The following is a 12,404-nucleotide window of genomic DNA, read 5'->3' on the forward strand; positions in this document are numbered from 1 at the left end:
CCCGAAACGCTAGAATTTAGCACTGTCTCAGGTCGTTCCGCGGTCCGCGTCTGTACTTCAAATCACTTCGAAGCACACAGCCGGTCCAACAGGAGGCGCGGTAATACCGATGCGACTCGGCCCCGTCAAGGGGCGCGAGTGCGGCGAACGGTGCTCTGGCGGCCCTCCGAAGCTAACCCCCGACGCGGACCGAGCCCGAGCCCATGATTGTTTTCGAGATCTCGCCTTTGACCTCGCTGGCGTGGACGTCGCCCGATCCAGCGATGCGGGCCCGCAGGCTGTCGGCCGAGCCGCGGAAGTCCACGTCGCCAGAGCCGGCCACCGACACCTTCATGGTGGTGGCCCGTCCTCCGGCGATCTCGACGTCGCCTGAGCCGGCGATGCTTACCTCCAGGGGGCCATTGACCGAACGCACGCTGGCCGAGCCCGAGCCTGCGATATTGACGTCCAGGGCGCCCCTGACGTCGGCGGCGGCGACATCCCCGGACCCGGCGACGCGGACCCGCAGCTGTCCCGAGGCGCCCATGCGGGTGTCGCCCGATCCCGCCTGGCTTACCCGCGCCGCGCCTTCGACGTTGGCGATCGTCCAGTCCCCACAGCCAGCGTTGCCCAGCTCCAACGTGGCCGAGCGGCCCACCGATCCGAAGACGGCGCCGCCGGCCTCGACCTTCACGTCTCGCGGCGTGCGGATAACGACCTGCGGCATCTCGGACCAGCTCACGTCCCCTACCCCGCGGACATGGACGTTGGCGGTCTCGCCTGAGCTCTTGCAGGACCGGATCTTCCGGTCGAGATCGCCGTCCACGATCGTTCGGTCCCCCATCGTCCTCACCTTCAATGGCAGACGGGGGTTGGCCGAGATGATCTCGACCTTGATGTCCTTGCGGTTCTCGGGAACGACCGTGACGCGCGCCACCGCGTCCTCGATCTCGACCGTGGCGGCCTGAGCCGAGGTCGCGGCAGAGCCGGCGGCGAAGGTGGCGGCCACAGCGGCCAGCAGGGTCGTCTGAAGACGCATCGTCCTCTCCCAAGTCGAAACGTTGTGAGGGGAAGCTAGTCGCGGCGTGCTCGGGCCACAGCTTAATTCGAGGTCATGACAGAGACGTCACGACGGCGCGGCCCCCGCGGACATGACGCGAGCCAGCAGCCCCAGGACCCAAAGCCCGCCGACGATCCACCAGAAGACGGACCAGAAGCCCCCGCTCTCCGAGGCTGACGCAGCGGCCGCCACGATCCGCCCTGCTCTGACAGGGTGATGCACGCGCACATTGGAGTTGCGCAGCACGTCATCTCGGAACGCGGCGTACTTCCCCACAAGCTCCGGGGCCACGATTGGCTGTTCGAAAACGAGGCTGCGCTCCAGTCGCAGAACACCCTTCGCTGTGTCGACCGCCATGAACTTTGAAGCCGCCGAGATGCCCGGGCCGGCTACAGCGATGTCCCACTCCGAGGCCGGCGCGGCGACGGGGGATCGAATCTCGATCGTACTCTTCGCCCGGAGAGGCATTCCCAGATCGATTGGCCACCGCCGCTGATCGCCTGCAAGGCCGGGCAGAAAAGGACTGAACGCGTCGTCGAATGTCTCGAATACAGCGTAGTCTCGGCCAGAGTTCACGCCCCAGATCTGTGGTGCCTGGTACCGCTCGACGATCCGGATGCTGTTTCCCTCCAGGTCGTCCGTGACCTCAAGCGGCGCGATTGCAGTCACGGCGCCATATCGCCGCTCGTAAAACGCCAGGAACTCCCGCGTCACCACTCCGATGCCGCCGGCCAGTCGACGACGCATGAGATCGGCCCGCCAGCCGTGGTGGATCGTATCGATCGTAATCTCTCCCAGCCCATCGGCGAGGATGGGAAGGGTGTAGATCTCGGACGTGGTGAGACTGTCGCTGACCGCATCACGACCCATGTCTTCGAGCTCGGCGTCCGCAACGAGCGGGAGCGCTTTACCCAGCCGGGGCTGGCACACGACCGCCAGTCGGCCGCCCTGAGGGTAACTGGTCGGGTCGAGCCAGTAACGCGCCCCATCCAGAGTGAGGCGGACGATGCAGTGATCAAACGACACGAGACTGGGCGCCTCATCGCCCAACACTTCGCCTTTGTAGATGTTGACGAGCGCAGGCGTTGCCTCCAGCCCCAGTCGACCCAGCAGCGCAGCCAAAAGGCGCGAGGAGTCCTTGCAATCGCCGGCGCGGGAGGACCAAACCGCCGCGATATCGCGCGGCACGAACCCTCCGTCGCCGATCGTGACGGACTGATAGCGCAAGGCCCCCTGCACAAGGCGGAGCGCCAGGACGGCCCGGACGGCCGGGTCGTCGCTCTGCGCCTTGATCGCAGCGACCTCTTCCTCGAGCTCGGCCGGCAACGGCTGGGCCTCGTAGTAGCCGCGGAAGGCGTTCGCGACGTCGCCCCAAGACATCAGATCGCTGACCCGGACCGTCGCCAATTGCCGCGCCCAGCTCGGAGCGACCGGCTCCAGCGTGGCCGGCTCAGTGGCCAACGCCCGCCAGGTCCTGGCGATCACCCCGCCCGGTAGCTGCTCCACGACGCACTCAGGCGCTTGGTTCCAGGACTGGATGTGAAAGGTCCGGTGGTCCGGAGCCAGGAGACGAACCTGCGTCTCGCCAACCCAGCACGTCCAGTTGAACCGCCATTCCGCTGCGAAGCGTCCGGCGAGCACCGGGTTTTGGCCACGCACGCTGTGACAAAGATCCAAGATGTCGCCGACCCGCACATCCGGGATCGACACGTGTCCCGTCAGGCGTCCATCGAACATGGCCCGCTCCATGTCCCGCTCACGCCGCAAGACTTCGAGACTCGCGCTGACATCGATCTCACGAGCGACGCCATCGCGAATGATGCGCACGAAGTGGAACGACAACTTCTGGAAGGCGGGATCGAAGTCCTGGCTAAGGCTCCCTGCCCCCTGCAGCCCAGCCGGGCTTGTCACCTCGAACGCCGAGCGTGACAGCCAGGTTTGACCGTCATCGGAGAGCTGCAGCTGCGAATCGCTAAGCCAGTGGTAGCGTCCCTCTTCGCTGCGCTCGGGGGGCGGCCGAAGGGTGGTGTCGATGGGTGGTAGAAGCGCCCACTCAGGCGCAGGCTCGAACCCCACCCGCGCCGCCGCGGAGGCCCATGGAACTTCAGACACGCAGATCGCCCCCCAGCGGTCGCGGCCCCTACGCCGGGCCGGTCGGGCACGACTAGAGAACATCAGCGTTTGGGTTGCAAGACGTCGCTGAACGCCTTCGGGTTGAAAGAAAAGGGCCGCTGGATTGCTCCAGCGGCCCTCTCGTTCGTCTGTGTTGTGAGCGCTAGGGCGCTTACTTTACGATCTTGGTGACGACGCCCGAACCCACCGTGCGGCCGCCTTCGCGGATGGCGAAGCGCAGGCCCTGGTCCATGGCGATCGGCGTGATCAGCTCGATGTTCAGCTCGGCGTTGTCGCCGGGCATGATCATCTCCACGCCTTCCTTCAGCTTGATGATCCCCGTCACGTCCGTCGTGCGGAAGTAGAACTGCGGACGATAGTTGGTGAAGAACGGCGTGTGACGGCCACCCTCTTCCTTCGTCAGGATGTAGGCTTCCGCCGTGAACTCGGTGTGCGGCGTGATCGAGCCCGGCTTGCAGAGCACCTGGCCCCGCTCGACGTCTTCACGCTTGGTGCCGCGCAGCAGCACGCCCACGTTGTCGCCCGCCTGGCCCTGGTCCAGCAGCTTGCGGAACATCTCGACGCCCGTGCAGGTCGTCTTCTGAACGTCGCGGATGCCGACGATCTCGACTTCCTCGCCGACCTTCACCACGCCCTTCTCGATACGACCCGTCACCACCGTGCCGCGGCCCGAGATCGAGAACACGTCTTCCACCGGCATCAGGAACGGCTGGTCCACCGGACGCTCCGGCTGCGGAATGTACGCATCCACCGAAGCCATCAGCTCCAGGATCTTCGTCTCGCCGATCTCCGGGTTGCGACCCTCGACCGCCGCCAGCGCCGAGCCCTTCGTGATCGGGATGTCGTCGCCCGGGAACTCGTAGCTCGACAGAAGTTCGCGAACTTCCATCTCCACCAGCTCCAGCAGCTCCTCGTCGTCGACCATGTCCACCTTGTTCATGAACACCACCAGCGCCGGCACGCCCACCTGACGGGCCAGCAGGATGTGCTCACGCGTCTGCGGCATCGGACCGTCCGCCGCCGACACCACCAGGATCGCGCCGTCCATCTGCGCCGCACCCGTGATCATGTTCTTCACGTAGTCGGCGTGACCCGGGCAGTCCACGTGCGCGTAGTGACGGTTGTCCGTCTCATACTCCACGTGCGCCGTGTTAATCGTGATCCCACGCGCCTTCTCTTCCGGCGCCGCGTCGATGTCCGCGTACGACATCGCCTTCGCATGACCCGCCTTCGCCAGCGTCATCGTGATCGCCGCCGTCAGCGTCGTCTTCCCATGGTCAACGTGACCAATCGTGCCGATGTTGCAGTGCGGCTTGTTACGTTCGAACTTCTCTTTGGCCATTTCAAGCTCCAGCCCTGTCCGGGCTTGTCCTCTAAACTAGGGTTGGGGCCCAGACGATCTCCGGGGAGATCGTCCAAACTCTGGGTTGGCGTTTCTCGGACGAGAAACGCTAGGCGTACTTCTTGATCACTTCGTCGGCGACGACTTGCGGCACCGGGTCATAGTGATCGTATTGCATCGTGAACTGCGCGCGCCCTTGGGAGAACGACCGCAGGGTATTGATGTAGCCGAACATATTGGCCAGCGGCACGAAGGCCGTGACCACCTGCGCGTTGCCGCGGGTCTCAGTGCCCTGGATCTGGCCACGACGCGAGTTCAGGTCGCCGATGACGTCGCCCATGTACTCGTCGGGGGTCAGAACCTCGACCTTCATGATCGGCTCGAGCAGCTTCGGGGCGCCCTTTTCGCGGAGCTCCTTGAAGGCGGCGCGGGCGGCGATTTCGAAGGCCAGGACCGAGGAGTCCACGTCGTGGAAGCCGCCGTCGTACAGCGTCGCCTTGAAGTCGATGAGCGGGAAGCCGGCCAGCAGGCCGTTTTCCTTGGCCGACTCCAGGCCTTTCTGAACGCCGGGAACGTATTCCTTCGGCACCGAGCCGCCGACCGTGGTGTTCTCGAAGACGAAGCCCGACCCGGGCTCGCCCGGCTCGAACTTGATCTTCACGCGGGCGAACTGGCCCGTACCGCCGGTCTGCTTCTTGTGCGTGTAGTCGATATCGGTCGCCTTACCCAGGCTCTCGCGATAGGCCACCTGCGGCGCGCCGATGTTGGCTTCGACCTTGTAGGTCCGCTTCAGGATGTCGACCTTGATGTCGAGGTGAAGCTCGCCCATGCCCTTCATGATCGTCTGGCCCGACTCCTGGTCGGTGAAGACGGTGAAGGACGGATCCTCCGCGACCATCTTGGCCAGGGCGACGCCCAGCTTTTCCTGGTCGGCCTTAGACTTCGGCTCGATCGCGATCTCGATCACCGGCTCGGGGAAGTTCATCTTCTCGAGGATGACCGGCGACTTGGTCGGGTCGCACAGCGTGTCGCCCGTGCGGGTGTCCTTGAGGCCGGCCAGCGCGACGATGTCGCCGGCGTGGGCTTCCTTGATGTCTTCGCGGTTGTTCGAGTGCATCAGCAGCATGCGGCCGACACGCTCGCGCTTGTCGCGCGTCGAGTTCAGCAGGCCCATGCCGGTCTCGAGCTTGCCCGAGTAGATGCGGCAGAAGGTGAGCGAGCCCACGAACGGGTCGTCCATGATCTTGAACGCCAGGATCGACAGCGGCTCGTCGTCCGACGCCTTACGGACCACGGGCTCTTCGGTCTTGTAGTCCAGGCCCGGCGTCGGCGGGATGTCCACCGGCGACGGCAGGTAGTCGACCACGGCGTCCAGCAGCGGCTGCACGCCCTTGTTCTTGAAGGCCGAGCCCGCGAGGATCGGGTAGAACGCGCCGCTCAGCACCGCCTTACGGAGGCACTTCTTGATCACCTCTTCCGAGGGTTCCTCGCCCGACAGATAGGCTTCCATAGCGTCGTCATCGAGCTCGACGGCGTTCTCGATCATGTAATTGCGGGCCTCTTCGGCCTCCGCCTTCATGTCGGCCGGGATCTCTTCGTCGTGGTAGTTCGCACCGAGGCCTTCCGAGTCCCAAACAACGGCCTTCATGCGGACCAGGTCCACAACGCCCTTCAGGCTCGCTTCAGCGCCGATCGGCAGCTGGATCGGCACGGCCTTCACGCCCAGACGCTCGCGGATGGTCTTCAGGCACATCTGGAAGTCGGCGCCGATCTTGTCCATCTTGTTGACGAACACGATCCGCGGGACGTTGTAGCGGTCGGCCTGGCGCCAAACCGTCTCGGTCTGCGGCTCCACGCCCTGGTTCCCGTCCAGCACCGCGACGGCGCCGTCGAGCACGCGCAGCGAGCGTTCGACCTCGATGGTGAAATCGACGTGCCCGGGGGTGTCGATGATGTTCAGGCGCTTGCCGTTCCAGATGGCGGTCGTCGCGGCCGACGTGATCGTGATGCCGCGTTCCTGCTCCTGCTCCATCCAGTCCATGGTCGCGGCGCCGTCGTGGACTTCGCCGATCTTATGGGACTTGCCGGTGTAGTAGAGGATCCGCTCGGTCGTCGTCGTCTTCCCGGCGTCGATGTGCGCCATGATGCCGAAGTTGCGGTAGTCTTCGATTTTATGCGTGCGGGGCATAGCGGATGCCTTGCGAAAAGGGGCTGTTCGGGGAGCGGCTGAACGAACGGCGCGGGCGGTTTATCTCAAACCGCCCGCGCCGGAAAGCTCACTTGGTGGTCGGGCTTACCAGCGGTAGTGCGAGAACGCCCGGTTGGCTTCGGCCATCTTGTGCGTGTCTTCACGCTTCTTGACGGCCGAACCGCGGTTGGACGAGGCGTCCAGCAGTTCGCCGGCCAGCTTTTCCGTCATGGTGTTCTCGCCGCGCTTGCGCGCCGCGCTGATCAGCCAGCGGATGGCCAGCGCCTTGCGGCGTTCGGGGCGAACTTCGACCGGCACCTGGTAGGTGGCGCCGCCGACCCGGCGGCTGCGCACTTCGATGGCCGGAGCCACGTTTTCCAGGGCAGTGTGGAAGGTGTCCAGCGGGGCCAGATCCTTGCGGCGGGCTTCGAGGATATCGAAGGCGCCATAGACGATGGTTTCGGCCACGGCCTTCTTACCTTCGTACATCACGTAGTTCATGAACTTCGTAACGACGAGATCCCCGAACTTCGGATCGGGAAGGACGACTCGTTTGTCTGCGCGACGGCGACGGGACATCTCTGAATTCCTTACTTCGGACGCTTGGCGCCGTAGAGCGAACGGCGCTGGCGACGATCCTTGACGCCTTGCGTGTCGAGCACGCCGCGCAGGATGTGATAACGGACGCCGGGCAAGTCCTTCACGCGGCCGCCACGGATCAGGACCACCGAGTGTTCCTGAAGGTTGTGGCCTTCGCCGGGGATGTAGCACACAGCTTCGATGCCGGTCGTCAGGCGCACCTTGGCGACCTTACGCAGAGCCGAGTTCGGCTTCTTCGGGGTCGTGGTGTAGACCCGGGTGCACACGCCGCGGCGCTGCGGGCAACCCTTCAGGGCCGGGACCTTGTTCCGCACCGGCTTGTTCTGCCGGGGCTTGCGGATGAGCTGGTTGACTGTCGGCATCTAATCTCGCTTCGTGGAGGCGTGTGCCGTTTGGCCGGGGCGCCTCGGTTGGATCGTTGTGGTTCTTCGGCTTCGAAACCGACCGACGAAACGCGAACAATCGCCGGATCGCCATTGCGGGCGTTCCGACGGGAGCGGCTCATCGGAGCTGGGAAGAATCCCCGGCCTCGAAAGAGCGCGCTACATAGTCGGGAAGGGGCGGCGCGTCAATCTCGTGCGCTGCACTGCGGCCGGATGCGCCATGGCCATCAATTCGCCTCGCCGCAGCCCTTTCCCTAAGGCCTAGCTCCGGCGCGCCGCCGGATCACGTGTATGCGGATGCGCCACCCGATGGCGCGCCCGCGGGTTGGAGCAGTCGCTGTCTTTTGGGCGGCGCCTCGGGGAACAGGGAGAAGCGATGCCGGCGGCGCGTCCGAGCCGGAAGTACGCGATCGTGGCGGCCTCGGTGGCCGTTCACGCCGTGCTGCTGGCCGCCGTAGCCCTGCACGCGCCCAGGCTGCGCGCGCCGACCGAGGACTCCGGCCCGCCTGAAGCGGTGATCCCCGTCCTGATCCTGCCCCGCGTGCCGCCGGCGAACGCCGCGCCGGGCGCCAAGGCGACCCCGATCCGCCTGCATCGCCGCCCGCAGCCCTACGCCGACCAGGCGCCGCCGATTGCGCCTCTGGTTGCGCCTGTCGAGGCGGCGCGGCCGGCGCAGGAGCGCGCCGCGCCCGCAACTGGCCCCCGCGTCCTGACCCTGCCCAGCCAGGAAGACGCCTTTGCGGCGAATGCCCGCAACGCCCTGCGTTCGCGGCTGAACTGCGACGACTCCAACCTCACCCGCGCCGAGCGCGAGGGCTGTCTGGACCGCTTTGGCGCCGCGGGCCGCAGCGCGCCGGTGCTGGGCCTGGGCGTGGACCGCGACAAGGCTTCCGCACTCGAGGCCGCCGCGCGCCGCAAGGAGCAGGACTACGGTTACAAGCGCTCGGCCGCGCCGACCGGCAGCGGCGCCGCCAGTACGGGCCGCAACGCCGGAGCGATCGAGCGCCCCGGCGACCCGAACAAGGGCATGGGCGCCTCCAGCGACGATCTGGGCCGCATGACTGGCAACGACGCCCGCCGTGAGCTCAGGGTTCCGTTCTGATCAGGCCGCGATGCGCGCCTTCATTTCCAGCGGCGCTTCAAGGACGGCCCAGTCGATGGCGCCGTCATGCTGCAGGTTCTCGAACTCGAGCACGCCCAGCTCCTCGAACCTCGGCCGGATGGCGTCGGTCAGCAGGCCCACCCGCTTCAGGTTGGGGATCATCCGTTCGAAGAGGAACTTGCGGAACGCCTGTCCGCCCTGACTCCTGGCATTGATCTCGAGCGCCTCCTCGCGGGTGAAGCCGAACTCTTCGGCGACGTTGGTGGAGATCAGCCGGTTCTTCATCACGACGCAGGCCTCGTAGGCGAACTGCGCGCGCTCCTCGATCTGTTCCTGCGGCAGAGCCCGGATCCAGTCTTCCAGATAGTTCACGCCGAACGCCACGTGCCGGCCTTCGTCACGCATCACCAGGCCGACGACCTGCTTCAGCAACGGGTCGGGCGTGGTCTCGTGGATCGTCTGGAACGCCGCCAGCGCTAGTCCCTCGATGAGGATCTGCATGCCGATGAACTTCAGATCCCAGCGCTCGTCGGTGAGCACCTTGTCGAGCAGGAACTTCAGGTTGGGGTTGATCGGATAGATCATGTGGCACCGCTCCATCAGGTAGCGGTGGAAGACCTCCACGTGGCGCGCTTCGTCGAAGGTCTGCGAGGCGGCGTAGAGTTTGGCGTCGTGCGTCGGCGCGCAGCTCACCAACTGGGACGCCACCATGAGGGCGCCCTGCTCTCCGTGCAGGAACTGCGACAGCGTCTGGGCCGACGTGCGGCGCATGAAGTCCGCGCGTTGTTCCGCCGAAAGCGCCTTCCATTTCGGGTGGTCCTTGAATCCTTCCGGCCCCTCGCCGTCCGCCGGTTGGCGCGGCTCGGCCTTCAAAGTCCAATCGACGTCCAGTTCGGAGTTCCAGTTGAACCGCTTCCCCAGCTCATAGAGCCGGCGGATCCGACTGTTGGCGGCCTCGTAGTCCCAGTTGTACGAGCCCGTGAGCGGCGTGCGGAAGATCTCGCGGATCACCTCGACGTCGTGGTCGCTCAGGCGATGGGCGAGTTCGTCCTCATCGAAGTACTGGACGTCGGATGGGGGCCCTTTGACCTCTTGCACCTGTAGCATCGCGATCTCCCTTGCCCGCCTCATGCGGGTTTCCGGAGATCATAAAAATGACGCAGGCGTCATCTTTGATGCAGATCAAGAGCGAGGCATCGTCGCCCTCAAGCCTCGTCAGTCGAAAATGTCGAAGATGTCGAAGCCCTTCTTCTTCTTCCGATAGTGATAGTCGTCATCGTAGCGGTGGCCGCCGTACTTCTGGTCATAGGGATGCCTGCGCTTCCAATCGTCGGGGTCACGGTGGAAGTCCGAAATCTCGCGTTCGAAGCGCTGCCGGTCATGCTGCTGGCCGCTTCGCTCCTCGCGTTGGCCTTCGAGCAACTTTTCCAGCTCGCCGCGATCCAGCCACACGCCCCGACAGCTGGGGCACATGTCGATGTCCACGCCGGAACGGTTCACGTTCTGCATCGAGGTGTTGCAGTTCGGGCAGAGCAGCAGGGGCACCAGCGGTCTCCTTTGGGTGTACGCGTGATCTAGTAACTCATACGCGTATGCCAAGGGGGCCATGTCAATTCAGAGGCAGGTTCTTCGCCAGGAACCGCTCGATCGACTCGAGAGCCTGCGTGCGCGTCGCCGTCCGGGTGAGGTAGTGGTTCTCGTCGGCCAGCATCACCAGCTCATGGGGCTTGCCGGCCGCCTTGAGCCGATCAGCCATCAGCTGCGACTGGCTCGGCAGCACGACTGTGTCCTTGTCGCCGTGGATCAGCAGGATCGGCGCCTTGATGGCCCCCACCTGGCGAGCCGGCGACATCGCGAGGATCTTGTTGCCGTCGCTGGCGCCCAATTGGCCGCGAAGATCCTCGAAGCCCGCGCTGGCTCGACCGTAGAGGCGCGCCTCCTCCGATAGGAACTGCCCCAGGTCCCCGATCCCGGCGATCGAGGCTGCGCACCGGTAGGCGTCGGGATGCAGCGCTACGCCCGAGAGGGCCGAGTACCCGCCGAAGCTCGCGCCGACGATGCACACCCGCGAGGCGTCGATCTCGCCCGCTGCGGCCAGAGCCGCGACACCATCCAGCAGGTCGGTCTGCACCTTGCCGCCCCACTCCCCTCGCCCGGCCTCCTGGAAGGCGTCGCCGAAGCCGGCCGAGCCCCGGAACTGCGGCTGCAGCACGACATAGCCACGGGTCGCCAGGAACTGCGCAAGGTAGTCGAAGTCGTAGTCGTCGCGGGCCGCCGGCCCCCCGTGCGGCAGCACGATCAGGGGCAGCCTGGCGTCGGGCGCCGCACCAGGCGGACGCGTCACGTAGGCGGGGATCTCCAGGCCGTCGCGGGCCTTGTAGGTCATCCATCGCGTCGTGCCGAAGGTGGCGTCCTTCAGCTCGGGATACTCCTCACCCAGCGGGGAGACCTCCTTGCGGGCGCGGTCATAGAGGTACCAGCCTCCCGGCGCCGCCGGTGAGGACACCCGCGCCATGAAGCGCGTGCGATCCGCGGACCAGCCGGCCAGCGTCACCTGACGGCCCTTGAAGGCGCGTGACAGCACGCCGTGGGCCGCGCCGACCTCGGGATCCAGCCACTGCACGGCGGACTTCTCCGCGCCGGTCGCGATCCCCGCCACGCCGTTGCGGTGAACATCCCAGATCAGGCCCATGGAGGGTCCGCCGTCGCTGACCGCCTCTTCAACGCCGTCGGCCAACCGGCGGCGCAACAGCTTGCCCTCGCGTTCGAAGTAGACCGCGTCCTCGGGCTCGGAATAGCCCAACATGTGGGGCTCCGGCCCACCGGACGTCTGGGTCCAGAATTGCGCCCACTGCGACTTGCCCTTGGCGCGGGCGTAGAACGCAGCCTTGTGCGTCAGTTCATCCACGTCGACGCGCACCCGCGCCTCGCCGGAGAGGTCGACATCCCAGCTCACGGTGTCGTAGTCGCCGCGTTCGACGATCCGACCCTTGCCCGTCGCCGGATCGATGCTCCAGATCGCCCGCACGCTCGCGTTCTCGAGCCCCTTGCGCTTCATGCGCGTGTTCATCGAGTCCGAGCCCATCCCCTCGGCGAGGTCATTGACCAGCACGCGGGCGGGAGAGCCGGACGTGACGCCCACGATGGGCTGCCCGCCCACCAGGTACTGGCTGGTCGTGGCGTTCTCGAAGAAGCGGGCGATGGCCTTCGCCTGCGGCGTCACCGTGACGTGGCGCTCGATGCGGTAGAACTGCTTCGGCCCCGCGTTGTGCCAGAAGGCGATGCTTGCGATCACGTTGTCGTCGCCCGCCCACCGCAGCCGGGTGGCCTCCACTTCGCCCAACTGGAGGATCGGCAGACCGGGCTGGTCGATCGTGGCGATCGAGATGACCCTTTGCTCGGAGGTGCCGCCCAGGATCGCGACACGCTGGCCGTTCGGCGAGATCGCTGCATCGACGACCGCAGGGACCCGCCCGAAGGCCGAGGCCGGCGGCGGCGCGGCGTGCGCAGGCGTGACGATGCAGGCGGCCACGGCCGCCAGCCACAGAGACTTCATGAACGCTACCCCCGGATGCTCCCCAACGAGTCGCATCCTAACCGCGCAACTTGGGGCCCGA

10 protein-coding genes are annotated in these 12,404 nt (G+C 66.0%); 1 reads left to right on the plus strand and 9 read right to left on the minus strand.

Annotated elements, in window-relative coordinates:
• Window positions 1-172 precede the first annotated feature (172 nt).
• The 6 genes from ACQ66R_RS03475 to rpsL all read right to left on the minus strand — a co-directional run bounded on the left by ACQ66R_RS03475 (window position 173) and on the right by rpsL (window position 7,664).
• Entirely contained in the window at window positions 173-1,018 is an 846-nt protein-coding gene (locus ACQ66R_RS03475; RefSeq protein WP_430419268.1) for a GIN domain-containing protein, read from the minus strand.
• An 87-nt stretch (window positions 1,019-1,105) separates the two neighbouring features.
• Window positions 1,106-3,151, minus strand: a complete 2,046-nt coding sequence (locus ACQ66R_RS03480) for a DUF3857 domain-containing protein (RefSeq protein WP_430419270.1) — start codon at window positions 3,149-3,151, stop codon at window positions 1,106-1,108.
• Window positions 3,152-3,323: 172 nt separating this feature from the next.
• Complete coding sequence (gene tuf / locus ACQ66R_RS03485) at window positions 3,324-4,514, minus strand: elongation factor Tu (RefSeq protein ID WP_430419272.1); 1,191 nt, start codon at window positions 4,512-4,514, stop codon at window positions 3,324-3,326.
• Between the two features lie 109 nt (window positions 4,515-4,623).
• Window positions 4,624-6,702, minus strand: coding sequence for an elongation factor G (gene fusA / locus ACQ66R_RS03490; protein ID WP_430419274.1), 2,079 nt, complete (start codon window positions 6,700-6,702; stop codon window positions 4,624-4,626).
• Window positions 6,703-6,807: 105 nt separating this feature from the next.
• Window positions 6,808-7,281, minus strand: coding sequence for a 30S ribosomal protein S7 (rpsG, locus tag ACQ66R_RS03495; RefSeq protein ID WP_293361953.1), 474 nt, complete (start codon window positions 7,279-7,281; stop codon window positions 6,808-6,810).
• A gap of 11 nt (window positions 7,282-7,292) precedes the next feature.
• Window positions 7,293-7,664 (minus strand): 30S ribosomal protein S12, encoded by a 372-nt coding sequence (gene rpsL, locus ACQ66R_RS03500; RefSeq protein ID WP_430419276.1) that lies wholly within the window; start codon window positions 7,662-7,664, stop codon window positions 7,293-7,295.
• Window positions 7,665-8,061: 397 nt separating this feature from the next.
• Between rpsL and ACQ66R_RS03505 the strand changes: the two genes are divergently transcribed.
• Complete coding sequence (locus tag ACQ66R_RS03505) at window positions 8,062-8,787, plus strand: hypothetical protein (protein ID WP_430419278.1); 726 nt, start codon at window positions 8,062-8,064, stop codon at window positions 8,785-8,787.
• Here ACQ66R_RS03505 and ACQ66R_RS03510 read toward each other — a convergent pair whose 3' ends face one another.
• From ACQ66R_RS03510 to ACQ66R_RS03520, 3 genes are all read right to left on the minus strand, one after another.
• A complete protein-coding gene (locus ACQ66R_RS03510) occupies window positions 8,788-9,894 on the minus strand; it encodes a ferritin-like domain-containing protein (protein ID WP_430419280.1) in 1,107 nt (368 codons plus the stop codon). It abuts the gene before it with no gap.
• Between the two features lie 108 nt (window positions 9,895-10,002).
• Window positions 10,003-10,332: a zf-TFIIB domain-containing protein gene (locus tag ACQ66R_RS03515; RefSeq protein WP_430419282.1), complete on the minus strand. Its 330-nt coding sequence runs from the start codon at window positions 10,330-10,332 to the stop codon at window positions 10,003-10,005.
• A gap of 64 nt (window positions 10,333-10,396) precedes the next feature.
• Window positions 10,397-12,343, minus strand: coding sequence for an alpha/beta hydrolase family protein (locus ACQ66R_RS03520; protein ID WP_430419284.1), 1,947 nt, complete (start codon window positions 12,341-12,343; stop codon window positions 10,397-10,399).
• Window positions 12,344-12,404: the final 61 nt, after the last annotated feature.

The sequence above is a fragment of the Phenylobacterium sp. genome (assembly GCF_965284355.1).
Classification (GTDB): domain Bacteria; phylum Pseudomonadota; class Alphaproteobacteria; order Caulobacterales; family Caulobacteraceae; genus Phenylobacterium.